Here is a 23083-nt window from a genome sequence, read left to right as displayed (position 1 = left end):
CGATCAGAACGGGTTGTTGCGGGCGCGGGCGAGGGCGATGGTTCCGACCTGCAGATGCCACGCCTGACCGGGGTGGACACTGGCTGCCCAGAGGTAGGCTGCGGCGCTCACACCCGCGACGAGATCGGCCGTGTCGCACGCGCTGATGTCATCGTTCAGCCCCCCCACTACGACCGGGCATGCGGCGGATGTCACCTGATCCAGCCCGTAGACATCGTTCTTCGTGCCATTGGAATCCCCCAGTACCGACGCCACCAGGGTCCTCGTCCAGCCTTCACCGTCGACGAACGCCGCATAGCGCCCGTCGTTCGTGACGCCGGGGCCATAGACGACTTCCTGGTAGATGCCGACGCGGAAGATGCTGTTGAAGCGGGCGCTCAGTTCGGTCAGCAGGGCCCGGCAGTCGCGCACACCGCAACTGCCAGCGGCCTGGTCCTGGATCGCCAAGGGCGACAGCCCGAGGTCGGGCACGGCGATGTACACCACGCGGGCGCCCTGGCCTTGCCGGGTGGCACTGTTGACGGCCGCCGACAGCACATTGGCCTTCGTCACGATCTGGTTGTAGATGGGCTGAAGGTCCGTCGCCGTCTTGGCCAGCAGGTAGGCATCGAGCACGTCCCACATGCCACCCTGGATCGTCACCAGCGTCGAAGGGACAAACTCGTTGAGCCGGGCATCGACCTGAAGCTTGATGGCATCCACCCGAGCCCCAGCCACAGCCCCGTTGAAGCCGGTCGCCGGCGTCGCCGGACTGACAGGGCATCCGGGCATCGTCAAGCCGAAGCCATTGGCAACGATCTGATTCCAGCTCGACACCGCAGAGCAGTTCACGACATTGCTGCTGTCCACGACGTTGACGAAGTACTTTCTGCCATCGGCGTTGACGGCACTCAGGTCATCCCCGAACGACATCATCCGCGTCGGCACATAGGGCTCGATCCGGCTGGAGCTGTCGCAGCCTGCCAAGCCTGCCAACGCGAGGGCGAGGACGGTGGCGGTGCGCCAGGCGCGCGCGAGTCGTGACAGGGGATTCATCGAGTCTCCAACGGATACCGGGGGGTCAGGGAATCTGGGGAACTGGGGTCAGGCCGCCGCCGCACGTTGCAGCCGGTCGCGCACGCCGTCCCAGGCGCTGTCGGACGGCGGCTGCTCGACCCAGATCAGCGCGACGTGGGCGTCGTCGAAGTCGCGCAGGGCACCGAACAGCTCATGCGCCGTCGCTGCCGGGTCGGCCGGCATGGTCCGCCAGACCACGCCCTGCAACCCAGCCGGCTTCGGGAGGCGCGAATATACCGCCACGGTCGGCGCCTTTCGTGACGCATCGGGCAGCGCAGCCAGGCTGGACGCCAGCACGCCGAGCGCGTCCTTCAGTGCGGTCGACGTCATCAGGCGGACCTTGGCGCTGGGCGCGTAATGCGCCGCCAGCGTGCCGGATGCGCGCGGCGCATGGGCATCCGGGGCGAGCAGCGGCTCGCCCGCTGACGCCTCGATCAGGGCCCGGCCCAGACTGCCCGGGCGCAACAGCACCGGATGGCCGCGGCTGCAGTCGACGATGGCCGACTCGATGCCGACGTCGCAGTCACCCCCGTCCAGCACCAGCAGCCCGGCGGCTTCGGGCGTGTCGGCGAACTCGCTCATCACATGGGCGGCGCAGGTCGGGCTGACGCGCCCGAAGCGGTTGGCGCTGGGCGCAGCGACGCCGCTGACGCCTGCCTGCCCGGCCGCGCGCAACAGCGCCTGCGCGATCGGGTGCGACGGGCAGCGCAGGCCTACGCTGGTCTGCCCGCCAGCGGCCGCTTCGGCGATGCCCGGCCGGCGCGGCACGATCACCGTCAGCGGGCCCGGCCAGAAGGCCGCCATCAGGCGCTGCGCCAGCGGCGAGATCTCGGCAGCGTAGTGCTCGGCGCCTGCCAAATCAGCCACATGCACGATCAGCGGGTGATCGCTGGGTCGGCCCTTGGCCGCGAAGATGCGGGCGACAGCCTGTGCGTCGTCGGCCCGGGCGCCAAGGCCGTAGACGGTCTCGGTCGGCAAGGCCACCAGGCCACCTTCGACCAGTCTGGCGACGGCGGCGGCCAAGCTGGCCGAGCGCTCGGCCCCGGTCGAGTTGGGCAACAGCACGGGCATGGCGAGAAGGCCGATCAGAACGGTTCGAAACCGAGCACGGCCGCCACCTGCAAGGCCAGCGCTCGGGCGGCTTCCGGCGTCGCGGCGGTCACGGTCAGGTGGCCCATCTTGCGGCCCCTGCGCACCTCGGCCTTGCCGTAGAGATGCAGGTGGGTGCCGGGCAAGGCCAGCACGCCAGCCCAGTCGGGCGTGCGCTCGCGGCCGGCGGCGTCCCACCAAAGGTCGCCCAGCAGGTTGAGCATCACGGTGGGCGAATGCAGACGCGGCTGGACCAGCGGCAGACCGGCGAGCGTGCGCACCTGCAGGTCGAACTGCGAGACGTCGCAGCTGTCGATGCTGTGGTGGCCAGAGTTGTGCGGGCGCGGCGCCATCTCGTTGGCAACCAGGCTGCCGTCGGCCAGCACAAAGAACTCGATGCACAACACGCCGACATAGGCCAGTTCGGCCGCGATCCGGCCAGCCGAGGCGATCGCGGCGTCCTGCGTCGCCGCCGGGATGCCTTCGGCAGGCACGGTGGTGACGGCCAGGATGCCGTCGCGATGCAGGTTGCGCTGAACCGGCAGGTGCACGCAGCAGCCGTCGGCGCCACGCGCCACGATGACGCTCAGCTCGGCCGCCAGCGGCAGCATCTTTTCGAGCAGGCAGGGCACGCGGCCCAGGTCGGACCAGGCCCGCGCCAGCTCGGCGGCATCGGCCACGCGGCGCTGGCCCTTGCCGTCATAGCCCATGCGCGATGTCTTGAGGATGCCGGGCAACAGCGTCGACACATCGACCGCCGCGAGGTCCGCGTCAGACTCGATCCGGGCATGTGGCGCACACGGCACGCCGCTCGCGACGAAGTGGGCCTTCTCGGCGGCGCGGTCCTGGCAGACCGCCACCGCGTCGCCGGCCGGCGCCACCGGACGGTGCGCCGCCAGCTGACGCAGCGAGGCGGCACTGACGTTCTCGAACTCGGTGGTGATGGCGGCGGCGACGTTGGCCAACGCGGTCAAGCCGATGACGTCCTCGTAGCCGGTGCGCACGTGTTCGTGGGCGACCAGACCGGCCGGGCTGGCGGGATCGGGTTCGAGCACTGCGGTGCGGTAGCCCATCTGCTGGGCGGCGTGCACGAACATGCGGCCGAGCTGGCCGCCGCCCATCACGCCCAGCGTGGCGTGGCCGTCGGGGAGGATCACGGGGTGGTGAGCAGACATCAGTCGTCCAGCGTCATCGCACGCGCCACCTCGGTCTGGCGGGCGCGGAAGGCGTCCAGCCGTGCGGCCAGATCGGCATCGCGGTTGGCCAGCAGTGCCACGGCGAACAAGGCCGCATTGGCCGCGCCGGCCGCGCCGATCGCGAAGGTCGCCACCGGGATGCCCTTGGGCATCTGCACGATCGAGTGCAGCGAGTCGACGCCCAGCAGGTGCTTGCTGGCGACCGGAACCCCGAGCACCGGCACCGGCGTCTTGGCCGCCAGCATGCCCGGCAGGTGCGCGGCACCACCGGCGCCCGCGATGATGGCCTGCAAGCCGCGTCCGCGCGCCGCTTCGGCGTAGGCAAACATGTCGTCGGGCATGCGGTGGGCCGAGACCACGCGCGCCTCGAAGGGCACGGCAAACTCGGTGAGAATCTGGGCCGCCTGTCGCATGGTGTCCCAATCGCTGTTGGACCCCATGACGATGCCGACCACGGGCGAGGCGCTGTTCACTGCAGGCTCCGGGCGAGACAAAGGCGGGATTTTAGGCGGCACCCGCCGCACCGCTTGTGTTTGCTGGCCCAGCCCTCAAGTCGAGGTCGGCCGCTTGGGTGGCCACGCAGGTGGCCAAACAGATGGCCACATCCATGGCCGAGCACGTGGCTCACGCCTTCCTTCCGCACGAATTCCTCAGGTGCCGCGATGATCGACATCACCCTCGAAAACTTTGAATCCGAACTGATCCAGGCCTCGCTGCGCCAGCCCGTGCTGCTCGACATCTGGGCGCCCTGGTGTGGCCCTTGCCGCCAGCTCGGGCCGATGCTGGAGAAGCTGGAGACAACCTACGAAGGTCGCTTCACGCTGGCCAAGCTCAACAGCGACGAGGTGCCCGAGATCGCCAGCCAGCTCAGCCAGATGTTCGGCGTGCGCTCCATCCCCTTCTGCGTGATGTTCAGCCAGGGCCAGCCGGTCGACGGCTTCGTCGGCGCGATCCCCGAAGCGCAGATCCGCGAGTTCCTCGACAAGCACGTGCCCAGCGAGGCCGAGATCGAAGCCGAAGCCGAGGTCGAGCAAGCCGAGGCACTGGCCGAGGACGGCAATGCCGAGGCGGCCCTGGCCAAGCTTCAGGAAGCCGTCGCGATCGACCCGTCCAACGAAACCGCGCGCTTCGACTACGTCAAGCTGCTGCTGCAGGAAGGTCGTGTCAGCGACGCCCGCCGTGTCTTCGAGCCGGTCGCCAGCAAGGCCATCGTCGACCAGCGCATCGCCGCTCTGGGTGCCTGGCTGGAGGCTTGCGAGGCCGTGGCCAGCGCCCGCCCCATGGCCGAACTGGATGCCGCCATCGCCGCCAACAAGCGCGACTTCGACGCCCGTTTCGACCGCGCCCGACAGCTCTTCGCGCTGCAGGAACACACCGCCGCGATGGACGAGTTGCTGGAGATCCTGATGCGCGACAAGGCGTGGTCGGACGGCCGGGCGCGCAAGACCTACGTCGCGATCCTGGAGCTGATGACCAAGCCGATGCCCAAGCCAGCGGCGGTCGCGGAGGCCAAGGGCGCCGTCGAGATCGCCGGCAAAACCGCAGCGGTCGCCACCGACCCCTTGCTGGACCAGTACCGCCGCAAGCTCAGCATGGTCCTGTTCTGAGTGGATCCGGGAGGCGGTCGGCCCTCAGGCCGCCTTCGGATCCGCAACCAGCGGGCCAAGCCGGTAACGCGCGAGATCGGCCTGTTCCAGCATCTCCAGCAAGGCCGCGCTCCGGCTGCGGTAGAGCTGCAGCGGTGCCTCGGCAGCGGCCAGATGCCGGGCGCCGATCTCCGGCAGACCCAGGCGCTCGAGAAGGGGCGCCAACAGCGCGTGCGCAATGGCCTGCTCCTCCGGCTCGGTGGCGCTCAGGAAGGCCGATTCGGCCTGCCGCGCCGCCGTCAGCGCCTCATCGCCCTGCCCCAGCGCCAGCAGGCAGGTGGCGCGATCGGCCTGGAACAGGCATTCGGAGAAGGCCAGCCCCTCCCTCAAGGCGGCGTCGAGGTGAGCGTCGTACAAGGCCAGCGCCGCAGCGTGCTCGCCCAGTGCCGACAGCACCAGCGCCTGCTGCATCGGGGTGTGGTGGCTGAGCGCCTTGGTGCGCACGTTCAGGTCGAGCTGGCGCGACGAGTCGGTGCCCAGCCGGGCCCGCTTGACCTTCAGGCCATCGGACGCACCGAAACGTTCGTTGAGCCGAACTTCCATGACCCGCAGGGCCGCCATGTTGTACATGAGCGAACTCAGCGCCGAGCCGTCGCCTTCGGCGGTGGCATGGGCCCGAGCCTGCAGGTACCAGGGCTGGGCCAGGTCCTCTCGACCGGCGTAGTGGTAGGCCCCGGCCACGACCGTGCAGGCGCGTGAGCGGGCCGAATGGTGCGTGGCCGGCGCCACGGTCAGGGCGATGCGCACATGCTCGATCGTTGCGGCGTAGTCGTGGACCCGGAAGTCGAAGTGGGCCAGCCACGCCGCCGCCAGCGAATGAGCCCGCGGTGCGCGCATCTGTGCGGCCTGCACGACGGCGCGACCGACCCGTTCGCGGGCCCGCAGGCTGACGTTCTCGAAGTAGTCGGCCAGCCCCTCGGCCAGCCAAAGCCAGGCACCCAGCACCGTCTGCGTGTGGGTGTCACCCAACTGGCGCAGTTGCTGGACCTCACGGCGCGCCAGGTCCAACTCGCCGAGCCGGGCATAGACGACCGCACGTTCGGCCCGCAGGAAGGGCAGCTCTCGCGGGATGCGAGCCCGTTCGATCGCCTCGTCGAGGTTGCGCAGCAGTCGGTGCATGGCGGGTCGCAGTCGGTCGGGGCTACGGCGCCAGGGGCGGTGCCGTCAGGTGGTGAGGCGCTCGAGCGCCTCCCGATAGGTCGCCGCGGTGTGGGCGACGACGTCGGCCGGCAAGGCCGGGGCCGGCGCCTGCTTGTTCCAGGGCTGGCCGTCGACACGAGCGGCTTCAAGCCAGTCGCGCAGGAACTGCTTGTCGTAGCTCGGCGGGTTACGGCCTTCGGCCAGCGCCTGCTGGTAGTGCTCGACCGGCCAGTAGCGCGACGAGTCAGGCGTCAGCACCTCGTCCATCAAGGTCAGCGTGCCCTTGGCATCAAGGCCGAACTCGAACTTGGTGTCCGCGATGATGATGCCCTTGGTCAGCGCATGTTCGGCCGCTGCCTGGTAGAGCGCGATCGAGAGGGTGCGCACGCGCTCGGCCAGGTCGGCACCGATGATCTCGGTCATGCGCGCGAAGCTGATGTTCTCGTCGTGATCGCCCATCTCAGCCTTGGTGGCGGGCGTGAAGATCGGCGTGGGCAGGCGCTCAGCATTGCGCAGACCGGCGGGCAGCGCGACGCCGCAGACCGAGCGGCTTTCCTGGTATTCCTTCCAGCCACTGCCGGCGAGGTAGCCGCGCACCACGGCTTCGACCGGCAGGGGCTTCAGTCGCTTGACCAGCATCGAGCGACCACGCACACGATCGGCCTCGTCGGGAGAGACCACGGAGGTCGGGTCTTCGCCTGTCAGGTGATGCGGGACGATGTGGCCGAGCTTGTCGAACCAGAACTGCGCCATGCGGGTGAGCAGTTCGCCCTTGCCGGGGATGCCCTCGCCCATGATCACGTCGAAGGCCGAGATGCGGTCGCTGGCGACCATCAGGATGCGGTCCTCGCCTACGGCGTAGTTGTCACGGACCTTGCCGCGCGCGAGCAGCGGCAGCGAACGGAGGCTGGATTCTTGAAGGGCGGCGGCAGCGGTCACGGCGGGATCGTTGTGGAGAGTTTCACGAATTGTAGGGGGGCCTCCCCAGCGAAAAGGCCCGCATGACGCGGGCCTTCCTCAGGGTGACGGACGGGGAAACGAGGGGCCCAAGCGACGCGGCGCCGGGCCTCCCGCGCCCTCAAGTCGGGTTCAACGCACCTGCTGCGCCAGCTTGCCGGCGGCGTACTGGCGGGCAACCTCGTCCAGCGCAACAGCCTTGATCTTGCCGGCCTGGCCTTCGCAACCGAACTCGAGGTAGCGCTGCTTGCAGACCAGCCGCGCGGCCTCGCGGGCCGGCTTGAGCCACTCGCGGGCGTCGAACTTGTCGGGATGCTCGGCCAAGAACTTGCGCACCGCACCGGTCATCGCCAGGCGGATGTCGGTGTCGATGTTGATCTTGCGCACGCCGAACTTGATCGCCTCCTGGATCTCTTCGACGGGCACGCCATAGGTCTCCTTCATCTGGCCGCCGTACTGGTTGATGATGGCCAGCAGTTCCTGCGGCACCGAGGACGAACCATGCATCACCAGGTGGGTGTTGGGGATGCGGGCATGGATCTCCTTGACGCGGCTGATCGCCAGGATGTCGCCGGTGGGCTTGCGGCTGAACTTGTAGGCGCCGTGGCTGGTGCCGATGGCGATGGCCAGTGCGTCCAGCTGGGTTGCCTTGACGAACTGCGCAGCCTCTTCCGGATCCGTCAGCAGCGCGCTGTGGTCGAGCTTGCCGACCGCGCCGACGCCGTCTTCCTCGCCGGCCTCGCCGGTCTCCAGCGAGCCCAGGCAGCCGAGCTCGCCTTCAACCGTCACGCCGACCTGGTGGGCCATGTCGACGACCTTGCGGGTCACTTCGACGTTGTAGGCAAAGTCGGCCGGGGTCTTGCCGTCTTCGCGCAAGGAGCCGTCCATCATCACCGAGCCGAAGCCGAGGTTGATCGCGCCTTCGCAGATCTTCGGGCTCGTGCCGTGGTCCTGGTGCATGACCAGCGGGATGTGCGGATAGGCCTCGACCGCCGCCTGGATCAGGTGCTTGATGAAGCTCTCGCCGGCGTACTTGCGGGCACCCGCGCTGGCTTGCAGGATGACCGGCGCACCGACCTCGTCGGCCGCAGCCATGACCGCCTGGACCTGCTCCAGGTTGTTGACGTTGAACGCCGGGATGCCATAGCCGCATTCGGCAGCATGGTCGAGCAACTGGCGCATCGAGACGAGTGGCATGGTGGGAACCTCAGGGAGTGAATGGGACTTGGAAGAGGCAGTCAACGGTGGACGTTATCGATACAGCCGAATCACCGACTCGGGATCTACCCCGCTTCGGGCCCGGGCAGACGCACCTTGAAACCGCCTTGTAACTCGCAGGATTCTAGGGTCGCCCCATCGACAACCCGAGCGAGCGCCGACGGCCTGCGACACCCGGCTCGCGGGGATTGCGCAAGGCACAACGAAAAAGGCCGCCCTGTTGGGCGGCCTCGTGTGGCGGAGCGCTGACGCTGGCGGGTCAGCCGACGCGGCAGACCTTCAGCATGTTGGTGCCGCCCGGGTAGCCCATCGGCTCGCCGCAGGTGATCGCATAGGTGTCGCCCGGGCGCAGCACGCCCTTGTCGACCAGCAGGCGCTCGGCAGCGGCCAGCGCGGTGTCACGGTCGTCGAACTTCGCCATCAGGATGGGGCGCACATTGCGGTAGAGCGCCATGGCGCGCTCGGACTTGGCCTGGGTCGTCAGGCCATAGATCGGCACGTCGATGCGGTAGCGGCTCATCCACAACGCGGTCGAGCCCGACTCGGTCAGCGCCAGGATGGCCTTGCAGCCCAGGTGGTGCGCGGTGAACAGCGCGCCCATCGCGATCGACTGGTCGATGCGGGCGAACTTCTTGTTGGTGAAGTTGGCGTCGAGCTGGAAGTCCTCGGCCCGCTCGGCGGCCAGCGCGATGGCGGCCATTTGCTCGATGGTCTCGACCGGGTACTTGCCGGCGGCCGTCTCGGCACTCAGCATGACCGCGTCGGTGCCGTCCAGCACGGCATTGGCCACGTCACTGACCTCGGCGCGGGTCGGCACCGGGTTCTGGATCATCGACTCCATCATCTGCGTCGCGGTGATGGTGACCTTGTCCATCTCGCGGGCCATGCGGATCATGCGTTTCTGCAACGCGGGCACCGCTGCGTTGCCGACTTCCACGGCCAGGTCACCGCGGGCGACCATGATGCCGTCGCTGGCCTTGAGGATCTGGTCGAGCACGGGGATGGCCTCGCTGCGCTCGATCTTGGCGATCATGCCGGGCTTGTGGCGCCACGGCTCGCCGGCCACGTTGGCCAGCTGGCGCGCCATTTCCATGTCGGTGGCGTTCTTCGGGAAGCTGACCGCCAGGTACTCGCACTGGAAGGACATCGCGGTCTTGATGTCCTCCATGTCCTTGGCCGTCAGGGCCGGCGCGGTCAAGCCACCGCCCTGCTTGTTGATGCCCTTGTTGTTGGACAGCTCGCCACCGATCTTGACGATGGTGTGGACCTGCTCGCCGCGCACCGCCTCGACCACCATCACGATCAGGCCGTCGTTGAGCAGCAGCGTGTCGCCGGGCTTCACGTCGCGCGGCAGTTCCTTGTAGTCCAGGCCGACACCGCCGAGGTCGCCCGGTTCGGTGCGACCGGCGTCCAGCACGAAGGGCTGGCCCTGTTCGAGCATGACCTTGCCTTCGGCGAACTTGCCGACGCGGATCTTCGGGCCCTGCAGGTCGGCCATGATGGCCACCGGCTTGCCGACGCGGCGGGCAGCCTCGCGCACCATGGTCGCGCGGTCGATGTGGTCCTGCGCCTTGCCGTGGCTGAAGTTCAGTCGCACGACGTCGACCCCGGCACGGATCATCCGTTCCAGCACCTCGGGGTCCGACGAGGCGGGGCCGAGGGTTGCAACGATCTTGGTATGGCGGGGCATGGGTCAGTCTCCTAGGGGGTCGGTCACCGCGTCAGGGCCTCGTCAGCGACGGGCTGCAAGGGGGCTCAAGCGGTGTGGCGGCGGATTATCAGCCTGACTCTGGAACAGCGCGGTTACGAGCCGCGCTGCCCTCGTTGTGCGCCCGCCGTCCGTGGCCCCAACCCCGAAGGACGATCCGCCTCAGCGCCGCGACGCCGCCGCGTCCGCCACCGCCAGCGCGGTCATGTTGACGACACGGCGCATCGACGCCGACGGCGTCAGGATGTGCACCGGCGCGGCGGCACCCAGCAGCATCGGGCCGACCGTGACGCCCTTGCCCGATGTCATCTTCAGCACGTTGAACAGGATGTTTGCAGCGTCGATGTTGGGCAGCACCAGCAGGTTGGCGGCGCCGCTCAGGCGGCCGTCGGGCAGGATGTTCTGGCGCAGCTTCTCGGACAGCGCGGCATCGCCGTGCATCTCGCCGTCGCACTCGATGTGCGGGTTGCGGGCCACGAAAAGGTCACGTGCAGCCCGCACCCGCTTGGCCGACGGCCGGCTCGACGAGCCGAACATCGAGTGCGACAGGAAGGCCACCTTGGGCGGCACGCCAAAGCGGCGCACCTCCTCGGCCGCCATGCGGGCGATCTCGGCGAGTTCCTCGGCGCTGGGCTGTTCGTTGATGAAGGTGTCGGTGATGAAGAGGTTGTGCTCCTCCAGCATCAGCGCGTTCATCGTCGCCATGGTGTGCACGCCGGCCTGGGCGCCGATCACCGCCTTGACGTGCTCGTAGTGGCTGTCGAAGCGGCCATGCAGGCCACACAGCATCGCGTCGGCATCGCCCCGGCGCAGCAGCAGCGCCGAGATCAGCGTGGTCGAACGCCGCACCGCCGCCTTGGCGGCCTCGGGCGAGACACCCTCGCGGCCCATCAGGCGGTGGTAGTCCTCCCAGCAGGCGCGAAAGCGCGGATCGTCTTCCGGGTCGACCACCTCGAAGTCGGTGCCGGCCTTCAGGCGCAGGCCGGCGCGCTCGATGCGCATCTGGATCACGTTGGGTCGGCCCACCAGGATGGGCTTGGCCATGCCTTCGGCCAGCACGGCCTGGACCGCGCGCAGCACGCGCTCGTCCTCGCCTTCGGCGTAGACCACCCGCGACGGCGCACGCTTGGCGGCGGCGAAGACCGGGCGCATGAACATGCCGGTCTGGTAGACGTAGCGGGTCAGCGACTCGCGGTAGGCGTCCATGTCCTCGATCGGCCGCGTCGCCACGCCGGACTCGGCCGCCGCACGCGCCACGGCCGGTGCGATGCGCAGGATCAGGCGGGCGTCGAAGGGCTTGGGGATGATGTATTCCGGGCCGAACTGCAGCTCCTGGCCCGCGTAGGCGGCGGCCACCTCGTCGCTGGTTTCTTCCTTGGCCAGCGCGGCGATCTCGCGCACGCAGGCGAGCTTCATCGCCTCGGTGATGCGGGTCGCGCCGCAGTCCAGCGCGCCCCGGAAGATGTAGGGGAAGCACAGGACGTTGTTGACCTGGTTCGGGTAGTCCGAACGGCCGGTCGCGACGATGCAGTCGGGCTTGGCCTGGCGCGCCAGCTCGGGCCGGATCTCCGGCTCCGGGTTGGCCAGCGCCAGGATGATGGGCTTGTCACCCATGGTCGCAACCATCTCCGGCGACAGCACGCCCGCGGCCGAGCAGCCCAGGAAGACGTCGGCACCCACGATCACGTCGGCCAGCGTCTTCAGTTCGGTGGACTGACAGTAGCGCTGCTTGGACTCGTCGAGCTTGTCGCCCCGGCCCGCACGGATGACGCCCTTGGAGTCGCAGACGTAGATGTTCTCGAGCCTCACGCCCAGGCCGACCATCAGGTCCAGGCAGGCGATGGCGGCGGCCCCCGCGCCCGACACCACCAGCTTGACGCTGCCGATGGCCTTGCCGACCAGCTCCAGGCCGTTGAGCAGGGCGGCGCCCGAGATGATCGCGGTGCCGTGCTGGTCATCGTGGAAGACCGGGATCTGCATGCGCTCGCGCAGCTTCTTCTCGATGTAGAAGCACTCCGGCGCCTTGATGTCCTCGAGGTTGATGCCCCCCAGCGTCGGCTCCAGCGCGGCAATGATCTCGACCAGCTTGTCGGGATCGCGCTCGGCCAGCTCGATGTCGAACACGTCGATGCCGGCGAACTTCTTGAACAGGCAGCCCTTGCCTTCCATCACCGGCTTGCCAGCCAGCGGGCCGATGTCACCCAGGCCCAGCACGGCCGTGCCGTTGGTGACCACGCCCACGAGGTTGCCGCGCGAGGTGTATTCGGCCGCCTTGCTCGGGTCGGCCTGGATGTCCAGGCAGGCATAGGCGACACCCGGCGAGTACGCCAGCGACAGGTCGCGCTGGTTCATCAGCGGCTTGAGCGGCGTGACGGAAATCTTGCCGCGCACGGGCGAGCGGTGGTATTCCAGCGCGGCTTCGCGCAGGGCTTGTTCGGCGGGGGTGAGGGCGGCCATGTGTGTCTCCAGGGCGGATGTTCTTCGCGGGGCGCGAAGGTTACAGCGCAGGCACACACGTCGCATGCCCGGAAACGCCCGCTGCAGGGGCGTTTCCGGGGTTCATGTCAGCGGTCAGCAAGGCCCATGCACAAGTCGCATGGGTTACCGACCGCCGGTTCGGGCTCAGTCTTCGGCGCGCTTGGAGAGGATCTCAAAGGCCGGCAGGGTCTTGCCTTCGAGCACCTCCAGGAAGGCGCCGCCGCCGGTCGAGATGTAGCTGACGTCGCGCTCGATGCCGTACTTGGCGATGGCCGCCAAGGTGTCGCCGCCACCGGCGATGCTGAAAGCGTCGCTCTTGGCGATGGCCCGGGCGATGGCCTCGGTGCCACCGGCAAAGGCGTCGAACTCGAACACGCCGACAGGCCCGTTCCAGACGATGGTGCCGGCTGCGGCCAGCTTGTCGGCCAGGATCTTCGAGGTCTTCGGGCCGATGTCGAGGATCAGGTCATCGTCCTCGACCGCATCGGCGGCCTTCACGGTCGCCTCGGCGTCGGCTGCGAAGCGCTTGGCGCAAACCACGTCGACGGGGATGGGCACCTCGGCGCCACGGGCCTTCATCGCCTCGATCACGGCGCGGGCCTCGCCCAGCAGGTCGGGCTCGGCCAGGCTCTTGCCGATCTTCAGGCCGGCGGCCAGCATGAAGGTGTTGGCGATGCCGCCGCCGACGATCAGGCCGTCGACGTTGCGGGCCAGCGCCTGCAGGATGGTCAGCTTGGTGCTGACCTTGCTGCCCGCGACGATCGCCACCAGCGGGCGCTTCGGCTGGGCCAGCGCCTGGCTGATCGCATCGATCTCGGCGGCCAACAGAGGGCCAGCGCAGGCGACCTTGGCAAACTGGGCGATGCCGTAGGTCGACGCCTCAGCGCGGTGCGCGGTGCCGAAGGCGTCGTGCACGAAGACGTCGCACAGGGCCGCCATCTTGCGGGCAAGGTCCTCGTTGTTCTTCTTCTCGCCCTTGTTCAGGCGGCAGTTCTCCAGCATCACCAGCTGGCCCGGCGCGACCTGCACGCCATCGGTCCAGTTGGCCACGACCGGGATCTCGCGCCCCATCAGCTCGCCCATGCGGGCGGCGACCGGCGCCAGGCTGTCCTCGGGCCTGAACTCACCCTCGGTCGGGCGGCCCAAGTGGCTGGTCACCATCACGGCGGCACCGGCCTTGAGCGCCATCTCGATGCAGGGGATGCTGGCGCGGATGCGGGTGTCCTCGGTGATACGGCCCGCATCGTCCTGCGGCACGTTGAGGTCGGCGCGGATGAACACGCGTTGGCCAGCCAGCTGGCCGGCGGCGATCAGGTCGGAAAGGCGCTTGATCTTCATGGGTCTGAGCCTCGTTTCGGAAGGGTTGGAAGGACAGGAAGTCGGGGGCTTGTTCTTGGAATCGAATGCAAAGGGATGCGGGCGACGGCCTTCACCAACCCAGGCCGATGCGCAGCGGCAGGAAAACCGCCATGCCGAACAGGATGGTGCCGAGCATGCCGCGCCGGATGACGAACCAGGCGATGCCGGCGATCGCGCCGATCAGACGGGCATCGGCCAGCGTCTCGATCAGCTGACCCTGCGTCAGCAGCACCTCGGGCACGACCACGGCGACCAGCGCGGCCAGCGGCGCGAACTTCAGCGCCCGCTTGCTCCAGGCCGGCAACGGCACCTCCTCGCGCGGCATCAGCAGCAGGCCACGCGTGATGAGGGTGACGATCCCCATGCCAATGATCGTGAGGGCGGTGATCCAGGCGTCCATGTGTCCAACCCTCCGTTCAGGCGGCTGCGTCCGGTGCGGCGCCCTTGCGGGGACGTCGGCCGGCGCCACCTTCGCCGTCCAGCATCAGCCCGGCAGCGACCGCTGCGGCGACCGCCACGATGATGTGCAGCTTGTAGGGCAAGGCAAACGCGGCCACGGCGGCCAGTGCCGCCACGGCTGCGGCCACCCAGGTGGCGCGGTCGACCAGCAGCGTGCAGGTCAGGCCGATCAGCGCCAGCGTGCCGGCGAAGCCCAGGCCCCAGGCCGGCGGCACCGAGTCGGCCAGCACGATGCCGGCGATCGACGGGATCTGCCAGGCGAACCACATGATGAAGACGCCGCCGAGGAAATACGGGACCTGACCGGGCGCCGGTTCCGGCTCGGGCCAAGCTTTCAGGAAGACGACGTAGTTGAGGTCGGCGGCGAAATAGGTCATCGCCAGGCGTTTCGGTCGGCTCAGGCCGCCGAAATACCAGCGCCATTGCGCGCTGTAGATGACGAAGCGCAGGTTGACGACGAAGGACGTCAGCCAGATCACCCACATCGGCGCACCCACCGCCAGCAGCGGCAGCGAGGCCAGTTGCGAGGAGCCGGCAAACACCACCAGGCTCATCAGCAAGGCGAGCGGCAGGCTCAGGCCGCTCTTGATCATCGCCACGCCGGTCACCAGGCCCCAGGCCGCGATGCCCGGTGTCATCGGCAGCATGTCGCGCACGCCACGCCGGAACTGCGGCTCGGCCAGCAGGTGGATCAGTTCGGAGCGCCAGGCGGCCAGTCGGGACATCCGGACATTGTCACATCGGCCTCGCCGGCCGAGGAAGCGACGGCGCTCAGTGCGTCGTGGGCTGACGCGGCGTCGATGCACGCGCCTCGCGCACGGCAGGCGTGGCGGTTACGCCGGCGTCGCCGTGGCTGTTGCGCGACTTGGCCGGCCCGGCCTCGTGAGCGTCGGCCTTGTCCGCCGGCTCGGCATGGCCGTCGGCCGCCGCACCTTCGCCGTCGGCGGCAGACGCCGCCGGCGCGGCAGGCTTGGCCGACTTGCGCGGGATCACCGGGGCGATGCCGTCGATCTTGTTCTCGCGCATGTACTCGTCCATATCGCGCCAGCCGGCGTAGACCGCCGACTTGGTCGCCTTCGGATTGAGCGTGTAGCAGTCCTCGATCGCACGGGTCGCGTGGCGGCAGGCGCTGCCGATGGCCATGCCGTCGGCCTCCTTGCGGGCGGCGGCGGCCGTGCCACTCTCGATGCCAAGGGCATCGCAGCCGACCATCAGGCCGGCGGCCAGGAGCAGGGAAATCAGGTTCAGGATGCGGCGCATGGTCAGCTCGGGCAAGGGACGGAAAGCGTTCTCCCCCGTGCTATCGACCGGCGCGGGCGCTGCTTGAGGCGGCCCCCGCTTTTCGAGCGATCAAACCAGCCGGCCGAATCGACTCAGGACAGAACCAGCCCGGCCGCCAGCGGTCGCACCTGCAGGAATTCACGTGCCGTGACCCGCTTGCCGCCCGGCCGCTGCAGCCGCGTCAGCCACAAGGCGCCTTCGCCGCAGGCCACGCACAGGCCGTCGGGCTCGACCGCAAGGACTTGACCGGGCGCGCCCGCCGGCATCGCGGCATCGGCCAGCCGCGTCGCCCAAACCTTGACGGTTTCGGCGGCGCCGCCGTCGACCGGCATGGCACAGGTCGCCCCGGGGAAGGGGTCGAAGGCGCGCACGCGGCGCTCGATCACGGTCGCCGCGTAGCGCCAGTCGATCGCGGCCTCGGCCTTCTCGATCTTGTGCGCATACGTCACGCCCTCGGTCGGCTGGACCACCGGGTTCAGGCGGCCAAGCGCCGCATCGGTCAGCCCCTTCAGCACCAGCGCCGCGCCTTGTGCCGCCAGACGATCGTGCAGCGTCGCGGTGGTCTCGTCGACGCCGATGGCGGTCTGGGCGCGCAGCAGCATCGGCCCGGTGTCCAGGCCGGCATCCATCTGCATCAGGGTGATGCCGGTGAACGGGTCCCCCGCCTCGATGGCGCGATGAATCGGCGCCGCACCGCGCCAGCGCGGCAGCAGCGAAGCGTGGATGTTCAGGCAGCCCAGTCGCGGCAAGGTGAGCACCCACTCGGGCAGGATCAGGCCATAGGCGGCAACCACCAGCACGTCCGGCGCGGCGGCCAGCAAGGCCTCGCGCGCGGCGGCGGCATCCGCCGGGTGGCGGCCATCGAGCTTCAGGCTGACGCTCTGCACGACCGGCACGCCGTGTTGCTGCGCCAGTTGCTTGACCGGCGAGGCCTGCAACTTCATCCCACGGCCAGCCGGCCGGTCAGGCTGGGTCAGCACCAGCGGCACGACATGACCGGCGGCCAGGATGGCTGCCAGCGCAGTGGCCGCAAACTCCGGCGTGCCGGCATACGCCACCCGCAAGACCGGCGCAGCGACGGTCGCCGTCATGCGTCGGACTCGTCGTCGCGCGTGCGCTTGATCATCTTGCTGCGGATGCGGTTGCGCTTGAGCGGCGACAGGTATTCGACGAAGACCTTGCCCTGGAGGTGGTCCATCTCATGCTGCACGCAGACAGCCAGCAGGTCCTCGGCGTCGAAGCGGCAGGTCTTGCCGTCACGGTCCAGCGCCTCGACGGTGACGCGGACGTGGCGCTCGACCTTGTCATAGATGGTCGGCACCGACAGGCAGCCCTCGTCGCCGACCATCATCTCGTCGCTGACGGCCACCAGCTTCGGGTTGATCAGCACGCGCGGCTCGGAGCGGTCCTCGGAGGTGTCGATGACGATGACACGCTCATGCACGTCAACCTGGGTTGCCGCCAATCCAATGCCGCGCGAGGCGTACATGGTCTCGAACATGTCGTCGACCAGACGCCGGATGCGGTCATTGACCTCGGCCACCGGCTTGGCAATCTTGTTCAGGCGCGCATCGGGATAGCGCAGGATGGTCAGCAGGCTCATGGGGACTCGCTCAAGCGGCGCCAGTCGTCGCCGCGGGAATGTTGACGTGCAGGACGGGACGGATCAGCACCAGCCAACGGTCACTGGCAGATACGGTCCGGCGACCCGTTTTCGTTGCAGCATCAAGGGTTTACAGGCAGAATTTATGAAACTGAATGAAGATTTTCGCGCAAGGCCGAGCCGCCTGCAGAGGATGGCATCGCATCCCCTGCACCGCTGGCAGACTGCCGAATCAGCTTCCACGGAGCAGCGGTCCATGTTTCTGCGTCACGCAACTGTTTTCCGCCGCCGGTTTGCCGCGCCGGGTTCGCTCGCAGCGGCCTTGAGCGGGCTGGTCTTGCTGGCCGGCGCCCTGGGTCCTGACGGTGTCCAGGCGGCCGAGCCGAATTATCCGGTCACCGACGCACAACGCGGCACCGCACGCCAGGTCGCCCAGGCCGGCGTGCCGCTCAGCGAGCTGTCGCCCACGGCGCCTGACAGCTACACCGTCAAGCGCGGTGACACGCTGTGGGACATCTCCAGCCTGTTCCTGCGCACCCCCTGGCGCTGGCCCGAGCTGTGGGGCATGAACCTCGACGCGATCCGCAACCCGCACCTGATCTACCCGGGCCAGATGCTGGTGCTGGTCAAGAACGGTGGACGGGCCCAGTTGCAGGTCGGCCGCGTCATCGACGCCAGCGGGACCGAGAAGCTCTCGCCTCGGGCTCGTGAGACCGCGATGGACCGCGGCCCGATCGGCGCCATCAACCTGACCCTGATCCAGCCCTTCCTGACCGATGCGGTCGTGCTCGACAGCAACGAGCTGGAGACCGCACCGCGCATCGTCGCCGGCCGCGAGGGTCGGGTGCTGCTCGGTCGCGGTGACGTCGCCTACGTGCGCGGCGAGATGGCGCCGCGGCGTGACTGGCAGGTCTTTCGCCGGGCCCAGCCGCTGACGGACCCGGAGACGGGCGAAGTGCTCGGCTTCGAGGCCGCCTTCGTCGGCACCGCCGAATACCTGCAGCCGGGCGAACAGCGCACGCTGGACGACGGCAAGCCGGAGATCATCCCCGCCACCGTCAGCCTGAAGACCCTGCGCCAGGAAGCCGGCGTCGGTGACCGCTTGACGGCGCCTCAGCCCCGCGACGACGGCCGCCACGTGCCGCACGCGCCCTCCTCGCCGCTGGACGCCATGGTGGTGTCGGTCTATGGCGAGGGCCTGCAGGCCGGCCAGAACCAGATCATCGCGATCAACCGCGGCCGCTCCGGCGGCGTCGAGCCGGGCCACGTGCTGGCCATCTGGCGAGCCGGCAGCGTGGTGCGGGACCGCGAGGACCCGGAACGCACCAGCGTGCGTCTGCCGGCCGAGCGCAACGGCCACCTCTACGTCTTCCGCGTCTTCCAGCGCGTTTCCTACGGCCTCATTCTGGCGTCCGAGACCCCCGTGCGCCGGGGTGACCACATCACGCAGCCCTGACGCGCGATGGCGCGACAGGCCCTCACCGGACCGGCGCCATGACCCTGACTGACGAGAAACCCAAGCTTCCCAGCCTGACCCGGGCCGAACTGGCCGATTGGCTGCATCTGCTGGAAACGCCCGGCATCGGGCGAGGCACCGCACGTCGCCTGCTGGCCACCTTTGGCAGTCCGATGGCGGTGCGGCAGGCCGGTCGAGCAGCCCTGGCGGCGCACGTTGGCACGTCCTTGGCGGACGCTCTGCACCGCCCGCTGACGGGCGTCGAACCGTTGGTCGCGTCGACCTGGGACTGGCTGCAGGCCTCGCCGCTGCGACAGGTGCTGACGCTGGACCAGCCCGGCTTCTACCCCCGTGGCTGGCTCGACAGCGCCGACCCGCCCCTGCTGGTCTGCACAGAAGGCGACCTGAGCCTGTTGCAACGGCCGATGCTGGCGATCGTCGGCACCCGCCATCCGACCCCGGACGGGCTGGCCCACGCCCACGACTTTGCAGCCGCCGCCAGCGAAGCGGGCCTGTGCGTCATCTCGGGTCTGGCCATCGGCGTCGATGGCGCCGCCCACGAAGGTGCGCTGACCGGGCCGGTCGGCACCGTCGCGATCCTTGGCAGTGGCCTGGATCGCATCTATCCGCGCAGCCACATCCAACTGGCGCAACGCATCACCGGCCATGGCTTGCTCGTCAGCGAGATGCCGCTGGGCACCGCGCCGCTGCCGTCGCACTTCCCGCAACGCAACCGACTGATCGCCACGGCGGCGCTGGGCACGCTGGTGGTCGAGGCGGCGCTGCGTTCGGGTTCGCTGCTGACCGCTCGCCTGTCGGTCGAGGCGGGCCGCGAGGTCTTTGCCATCCCAGGTTCGGTCCACAACCCGCAGTCACGCGGCTGCCATGCCCTGATCCGGCAGGGCGCCAAGCTGGTTGAGAGCCTGCAGGACGTCCTGGAGGAGTTGCACCTCGCGGCCCGCCCCGGCTCGCCCAGGGAGTCCGACGCGGACGGGCAGATGCCCCTGGATCAGGCGAGCGAGCACGCCACCGCGGCGGCCGACGAGGCGCCCGAAGACCCGCTGCTGGCCGCCCTCGGCTGGAGCGCGGCCACGCTGGATGTGCTGCAGGCTCGCACCGGCTGGAGCGCCTCGGCACTGTCGGTCCGGCTGCTCGACCTGGAACTGTCGGGCGCCGTTCTGCGGCTGCCCGGCGGGGTGTTCCAACGCCGTGCCAGCGCGTGAGACCCGGTCCGACGAAACCGGTCAGGCGTGATCCCGCGCACGGCGCCGGCAAACGGCCTGCGGAAGTCGCTGGGGTATAGTGGATTCATGTTCGACGTGCTCGTGTACCTCTACGAAAACTACTGGCGCCCGGACGCATGTCCGGACCATGAGCAGTTGTCCAAGAAGCTCAGCGCGGTGGGTTTCGAGAGTGAAGAAATCGCCGATGCCCTGACGTGGCTGGACGGCCTCGCGAGCGTCGCCGAGTCCTACGTTGCCAATCAGCACGACCTGTCGGTCCGCGTCTACCTGCCCAACGAGCAAGACCATCTGGGCGTCGCGTCGATCTCCTTCCTGAGCTTCCTCGAATCGGCCGGCGTGTTGCCACCATCGATGCGCGAGATCGTGGTTGACCGCGCGATGGCCTTCGACGGCGCCCCTGTTCCGCTGGAAGACCTGAAGATCATCGTGCTGATGGTGTTCTGGAGCCTGGGCGAGGAACCCGATGCGCTGATCCTCGACGAGCTCTTCGTCGATGCCGAGGACAGGCTGATCCACTGACCCGGCACAAGCCAACAGACGAACAAACGAACAGACAACAAAAACGGAGCCCTCGGGCTCCGTTGTCGTTTGCGGCTCAGGCGTTCACTGCAACAAGCGCGTCGGATCGGCGTCGAGCTTGGCCAGCGCGCTGCGCGTGGCGCGCACCGTCAGCGATTCCTCTTCGACCGGCACCAGCAGGCCGGCCTGCAGGAAGGCCGCCAGGCGGTGCTTCTGGAACATGATGCCGCGCCCGGTCGGCGTGACGAACATGGCGAGCTGCTTGCGCAAGCCCTGCCAGGCCAGCTGGACCGGATCCACCCGGTCGCGGTAATCGAGCTTGAACCAGGCGCCGACCTGCAGCTCGGCGGTCCAGGCCAGCATGGCCGGCGTCGGCATCGAGCCGCCCTCGGCCACGACCTCAAGATCACCCTCGTCATGCCCGGACAGATCGCGCACCATCGACTCGTCGATCTCGATGTGGTCCGCGTCGGGCAGCAGTTCCTCGAGCGTCTCCATCTGCATCATCAGCTCATCCAGCCGCTCGGACGGGATGGTCGCGGTGCGGGCCGAGAAGGCCGCCGCCAGCGAGTTGTTGAGGGCCTGGATGTATTCGTCCTGCTTGGCCTGCGGCACGCCAGCCGAGGCCATGCCCTCGCGCAGCTTCTTGAGCAGCGGCGGCAGGCGGCGGATGGCCTCGGAGCGCTCCTCGCGCGAGACCTTGGCACTGGCCAGCCAGATCAGGTCGGCGGCGGCGCGCTGCATCTGCTTGGTCGCGTCGCTGCCCTGGCCGGACTTGACACCGGTGGTGGCCAGCACGTCGGCCCAGACGTGGAAGAGGAACTCGCGCACGCCGTCGTGCACCGGCACCTCGTTGAGCATCTTGCGCAGCTCGATCGTGTACTGGATCGCCAGCGTCTCGCGCTGCTCGATCTGCTGGGCGAGGCTCACGCCCTTGCTGGCTGCGGCGTGGGTGGTCTTGAAGTAGTTTTCAAGGAAGCGCTCGAACTCGGTCAACACGGTCTGGAAGACCCGCCGGCCGGTGTCGGGATAGGCTTCGACGACCTGCACGACGCGCTTGATCTCTTTTTCCAGCTCGTCGCTGACCCCTGCGCTGCCGACCTCAAAGCCCATGACACAGGCGCCCATGCGGTCGATCAGCTTGCGCGCCGGGTGGTCGGTGGTGGCAAAGAAGTCGGGCTCGGCCACGGCCACGCGCAGCACCGGCATCTGCAGGCGGGCGAACCAGACGCGGATCGAGGTCGGAATGCGCTCTTCGGTCAGCAGGCTCTGGAACATCAGCGCGACGATCTCGATGGTGGCGCGTTCGACCGGCGTGGTCGCAGCCTGCTTGAGGGCCTGCTTGCGCTGCTGGAGTTCCTGCAGCAGCGCCGGCGCACTGACCATCTGCGACGCCCCGAGCACCGGTGGCTGGCCCACCCCGGCGGGCATGCCGCCGGCCGGCCCGCTCGCATCGAAGCGCTGGCGCACGGCGACCTGGGCATCGTGGATGGCGGCGCGCAGCCCGGGAGACGCCGGGTGAGGCTGCTGGATGGTCGAGCGATTGAACTCGGGGACCTGGCGCGAGACGAACTGGTTGAGCCGTCCCAGCACCATCTCGGCCTGCTCGAAGGTCCGCGCGAGACCCGGCGAGCGGGTCATCAGGCGGGTTTCCTCGTGCACATCCCCCCGGCCGGAGCTGGCACCCGCCGGCGACAGGTTGCCCGGGCTGGTCGAGCTGGGACCCGGATGCCGGGTCTGGAGCGGCAGGCCGGCGACCACGGTCGGTGCAAACAGGTGCGCGGTCTCGGGGGTCGGCTGGAACTTGTCCTTGTCCTTGCTGAAGCCGGTGGGCGTCGGGTAGCGCTGGCCCGGCGCACCGCCAGCCGCTGACGATGCAGGTGACGGCGAGGACGCGACTGGCGGCTGCGCCGCCGGCGTCGTCAACGGTGCGCCGGAGCCGGTCGTCTGGGCATGACCATGCCCGCTCGCCGCGCCGGAGCCACCTTCGCGGCTACGACGGATGAAGGGGCGCAGGTTGACGTCCGTGCAGACCCCCTGCCCGATCAGCCAGCGGTTGGTCTCGTGATAGCCCTCATGAACCAGCACACCGAATTCTTCGTGCAGCTGCGACTGCGCGGTGCGCCAGTTCTCCAGCGTCAGGCCGGCGGACCGCCAGCCGTCGATCGCCGCACGCGCGATGACGTTCGGGCGCAGGATGTCGCCGGTGTCGAGTTCCTCGCGGCGTTCGAGCGCAGACATGCGATAGCGCAGGTCCGAGAACTCCCACGACACCTTGTCCATGATCGCCAGTGCCATGCGCGAGGCAACGATCTCCAGCTCAATGGTGTCGTCATCGACCAGCGCCAGCTCGCTGGCCTTGGTCGCGTTGTGCGAGGTCATCGAACGCGGCGTGCCTGGCGGCGGGGGCGTCACCGCATTGCGCAGCGACTGGACCATGATCTGGTGCCAGCGCGGCGCCAGGCGCGGCAGGTCGAGCACCAGGTCACGCCGACGCGACAGCAACTCGGGCGAGCCACTCTGGCTCATCTGCTCGCGCGAGGACTGGTGCACGGCCTTGATGACACGCGGCAGTTCGCGCAGCAGCAGCTCGAAATAGAACCGTCGTGCCTGCGAGGCGAGAGCCGGTGAATGGATGGCAGGCGCCATGGATCAGGTCGTCGCGCTCGGCTGG

General features: G+C 68.9%; 20 protein-coding genes. 4 read left to right on the top strand and 16 right to left on the bottom strand.

Annotation, left to right across the window (positions count from 1 at the left end; genetic code table 11):
* Nucleotides 1–3: 3 nt before the first annotated feature.
* The 4 genes from EV685_RS19180 to purE are packed head-to-tail and all read right to left on the bottom strand — an operon-like array spanning nucleotide 4 to nucleotide 3781.
* Complete coding sequence (locus tag EV685_RS19180) at nucleotides 4–1035, bottom strand: SGNH/GDSL hydrolase family protein (RefSeq protein WP_130483679.1); 1032 nt, start codon at nucleotides 1033–1035, stop codon at nucleotides 4–6.
* A 48-nt stretch (nucleotides 1036–1083) separates the two neighbouring features.
* Nucleotides 1084–2127: an L-threonylcarbamoyladenylate synthase gene (locus EV685_RS19175; RefSeq protein WP_130483678.1), complete on the bottom strand. Its 1044-nt coding sequence runs from the start codon at nucleotides 2125–2127 to the stop codon at nucleotides 1084–1086.
* Nucleotides 2128–2141: 14 nt separating this feature from the next.
* The gene (locus EV685_RS19170; protein WP_130483677.1) at nucleotides 2142–3320 is read right to left on the bottom strand and encodes a 5-(carboxyamino)imidazole ribonucleotide synthase; all 1179 of its coding nucleotides are present in this window, start codon (nucleotides 3318–3320) and stop codon (nucleotides 2142–2144) included.
* Nucleotides 3320–3781 (bottom strand): 5-(carboxyamino)imidazole ribonucleotide mutase, encoded by a 462-nt coding sequence (gene purE, locus EV685_RS19165; RefSeq protein ID WP_130483776.1) that lies wholly within the window; start codon nucleotides 3779–3781, stop codon nucleotides 3320–3322. Before purE ends, EV685_RS19170 begins: the two co-directional genes overlap by 1 nt.
* A gap of 222 nt (nucleotides 3782–4003) precedes the next feature.
* Here purE and EV685_RS19160 point away from each other — a divergent pair, with 222 nt between their 5' ends.
* Entirely contained in the window at nucleotides 4004–4948 is a 945-nt protein-coding gene (locus EV685_RS19160) for a tetratricopeptide repeat protein (RefSeq protein ID WP_130483676.1), read from the top strand.
* A gap of 24 nt (nucleotides 4949–4972) precedes the next feature.
* Here EV685_RS19160 and EV685_RS19155 read toward each other — a convergent pair whose 3' ends face one another.
* From EV685_RS19155 to def, 11 genes are all read right to left on the bottom strand, one after another.
* A complete protein-coding gene (locus tag EV685_RS19155; protein WP_130483675.1) occupies nucleotides 4973–6106 on the bottom strand; it encodes a hypothetical protein in 1134 nt (377 codons plus the stop codon).
* Nucleotides 6107–6151: 45 nt separating this feature from the next.
* Entirely contained in the window at nucleotides 6152–7066 is a 915-nt protein-coding gene (locus EV685_RS19150; RefSeq protein WP_130483674.1) for a phosphoribosylaminoimidazolesuccinocarboxamide synthase, read from the bottom strand.
* Nucleotides 7067–7216: 150 nt separating this feature from the next.
* Nucleotides 7217–8281: a class II fructose-bisphosphate aldolase gene (gene fba / locus EV685_RS19145; protein WP_130483673.1), complete on the bottom strand. Its 1065-nt coding sequence runs from the start codon at nucleotides 8279–8281 to the stop codon at nucleotides 7217–7219.
* A 280-nt stretch (nucleotides 8282–8561) separates the two neighbouring features.
* Complete coding sequence (gene pyk, locus EV685_RS19140) at nucleotides 8562–9992, bottom strand: pyruvate kinase (RefSeq protein WP_130483672.1); 1431 nt, start codon at nucleotides 9990–9992, stop codon at nucleotides 8562–8564.
* Nucleotides 9993–10172: 180 nt separating this feature from the next.
* A complete protein-coding gene (locus tag EV685_RS19135; RefSeq protein WP_130483671.1) occupies nucleotides 10173–12467 on the bottom strand; it encodes an NADP-dependent malic enzyme in 2295 nt (764 codons plus the stop codon).
* A 165-nt stretch (nucleotides 12468–12632) separates the two neighbouring features.
* Entirely contained in the window at nucleotides 12633–13826 is a 1194-nt protein-coding gene (locus tag EV685_RS19130; protein WP_130483670.1) for a phosphoglycerate kinase, read from the bottom strand.
* A gap of 91 nt (nucleotides 13827–13917) precedes the next feature.
* Complete coding sequence (locus EV685_RS19125) at nucleotides 13918–14247, bottom strand: AzlD domain-containing protein (protein ID WP_130483669.1); 330 nt, start codon at nucleotides 14245–14247, stop codon at nucleotides 13918–13920.
* Nucleotides 14248–14263: 16 nt separating this feature from the next.
* Nucleotides 14264–15031 carry an AzlC family ABC transporter permease gene (locus tag EV685_RS19120; RefSeq protein WP_130483668.1) on the bottom strand — a complete coding sequence of 256 codons (768 nt, stop codon included), beginning with the start codon at nucleotides 15029–15031 and terminating at the stop codon, nucleotides 14264–14266.
* A gap of 46 nt (nucleotides 15032–15077) precedes the next feature.
* Entirely contained in the window at nucleotides 15078–15566 is a 489-nt protein-coding gene (locus EV685_RS21275; RefSeq protein WP_338054471.1) for a hypothetical protein, read from the bottom strand.
* Between the two features lie 113 nt (nucleotides 15567–15679).
* The gene (gene fmt, locus EV685_RS19110) at nucleotides 15680–16651 is read right to left on the bottom strand and encodes a methionyl-tRNA formyltransferase (RefSeq protein ID WP_130483775.1); all 972 of its coding nucleotides are present in this window, start codon (nucleotides 16649–16651) and stop codon (nucleotides 15680–15682) included.
* Nucleotides 16652–16674: 23 nt separating this feature from the next.
* Nucleotides 16675–17190 carry a peptide deformylase gene (gene def, locus EV685_RS19105; RefSeq protein ID WP_130483667.1) on the bottom strand — a complete coding sequence of 172 codons (516 nt, stop codon included), beginning with the start codon at nucleotides 17188–17190 and terminating at the stop codon, nucleotides 16675–16677.
* Nucleotides 17191–17446: 256 nt separating this feature from the next.
* Here def and EV685_RS19100 point away from each other — a divergent pair, with 256 nt between their 5' ends.
* From EV685_RS19100 to EV685_RS19090, 3 genes are all read left to right on the top strand, one after another.
* On the top strand, nucleotides 17447–18646 hold the full coding sequence (locus EV685_RS19100; RefSeq protein ID WP_130483666.1) for a LysM peptidoglycan-binding domain-containing protein: 1200 nt from the start codon (nucleotides 17447–17449) through the stop codon (nucleotides 18644–18646).
* Between the two features lie 38 nt (nucleotides 18647–18684).
* Nucleotides 18685–19869, top strand: a complete 1185-nt coding sequence (dprA, locus tag EV685_RS19095) for a DNA-processing protein DprA (RefSeq protein WP_242615679.1) — start codon at nucleotides 18685–18687, stop codon at nucleotides 19867–19869.
* An 87-nt stretch (nucleotides 19870–19956) separates the two neighbouring features.
* The gene (locus EV685_RS19090) at nucleotides 19957–20409 is read left to right on the top strand and encodes a Smg family protein (protein WP_130483665.1); all 453 of its coding nucleotides are present in this window, start codon (nucleotides 19957–19959) and stop codon (nucleotides 20407–20409) included.
* Between the two features lie 84 nt (nucleotides 20410–20493).
* Here the strand turns inward: EV685_RS19090 and EV685_RS19085 are convergent, their stop codons facing one another.
* Nucleotides 20494–23058 carry a DUF1631 family protein gene (locus EV685_RS19085; RefSeq protein WP_130483664.1) on the bottom strand — a complete coding sequence of 855 codons (2565 nt, stop codon included), beginning with the start codon at nucleotides 23056–23058 and terminating at the stop codon, nucleotides 20494–20496.
* Nucleotides 23059–23083 lie beyond the last annotated feature (25 nt).

Origin of the sequence: Sphaerotilus mobilis, from assembly GCF_004216565.1 — a bacterium.
GTDB classification, from domain to species: Bacteria; Pseudomonadota; Gammaproteobacteria; order Burkholderiales; family Burkholderiaceae_C; genus Sphaerotilus; species Sphaerotilus mobilis.
The sequence above is the reverse complement of the archived record's forward strand: the minus strand, read 5'-3'. Positions and strand labels throughout refer to the sequence as shown.

Bases quoted from the DNA above. Each gene is read 5' to 3' on its own strand.
- EV685_RS19135 (WP_130483671.1), bottom strand. From the start codon at position 12,467: ATGGCCGCCCTCACCCCCGCCGAACAAGCCCTGCGCGAAGCCGCGCTG.
- EV685_RS19125 (WP_130483669.1), bottom strand. From the start codon at position 14,247: ATGGACGCCTGGATCACCGCCCTCACGATCATTGGCATGGGGATCGTC.
- EV685_RS19180 (WP_130483679.1), bottom strand. From the start codon at position 1,035: ATGAATCCCCTGTCACGACTCGCGCGCGCCTGGCGCACCGCCACCGTC.
- EV685_RS19155 (WP_130483675.1), bottom strand. From the start codon at position 6,106: ATGCACCGACTGCTGCGCAACCTCGACGAGGCGATCGAACGGGCTCGC.
- EV685_RS19085 (WP_130483664.1), bottom strand. From the start codon at position 23,058: ATGGCGCCTGCCATCCATTCACCGGCTCTCGCCTCGCAGGCACGACGG.
- fba (WP_130483673.1), bottom strand. From the start codon at position 8,281: ATGCCACTCGTCTCGATGCGCCAGTTGCTCGACCATGCTGCCGAATGC.
- EV685_RS19130 (WP_130483670.1), bottom strand. From the start codon at position 13,826: ATGAAGATCAAGCGCCTTTCCGACCTGATCGCCGCCGGCCAGCTGGCT.
- EV685_RS19090 (WP_130483665.1), top strand. From the start codon at position 19,957: ATGTTCGACGTGCTCGTGTACCTCTACGAAAACTACTGGCGCCCGGAC.
- EV685_RS19100 (WP_130483666.1), top strand. From the start codon at position 17,447: ATGTTTCTGCGTCACGCAACTGTTTTCCGCCGCCGGTTTGCCGCGCCG.
- purE (WP_130483776.1), bottom strand. From the start codon at position 3,781: ATGGGGTCCAACAGCGATTGGGACACCATGCGACAGGCGGCCCAGATT.
- EV685_RS19175 (WP_130483678.1), bottom strand. From the start codon at position 2,127: ATGCCCGTGCTGTTGCCCAACTCGACCGGGGCCGAGCGCTCGGCCAGC.
- EV685_RS19160 (WP_130483676.1), top strand. From the start codon at position 4,004: ATGATCGACATCACCCTCGAAAACTTTGAATCCGAACTGATCCAGGCC.
- def (WP_130483667.1), bottom strand. From the start codon at position 17,190: ATGAGCCTGCTGACCATCCTGCGCTATCCCGATGCGCGCCTGAACAAG.
- EV685_RS19120 (WP_130483668.1), bottom strand. From the start codon at position 15,031: ATGTCCCGACTGGCCGCCTGGCGCTCCGAACTGATCCACCTGCTGGCC.
- pyk (WP_130483672.1), bottom strand. From the start codon at position 9,992: ATGCCCCGCCATACCAAGATCGTTGCAACCCTCGGCCCCGCCTCGTCG.
- EV685_RS21275 (WP_338054471.1), bottom strand. From the start codon at position 15,566: ATGCGCCGCATCCTGAACCTGATTTCCCTGCTCCTGGCCGCCGGCCTG.
- EV685_RS19170 (WP_130483677.1), bottom strand. From the start codon at position 3,320: ATGTCTGCTCACCACCCCGTGATCCTCCCCGACGGCCACGCCACGCTG.
- dprA (WP_242615679.1), top strand. From the start codon at position 18,685: ATGACCCTGACTGACGAGAAACCCAAGCTTCCCAGCCTGACCCGGGCC.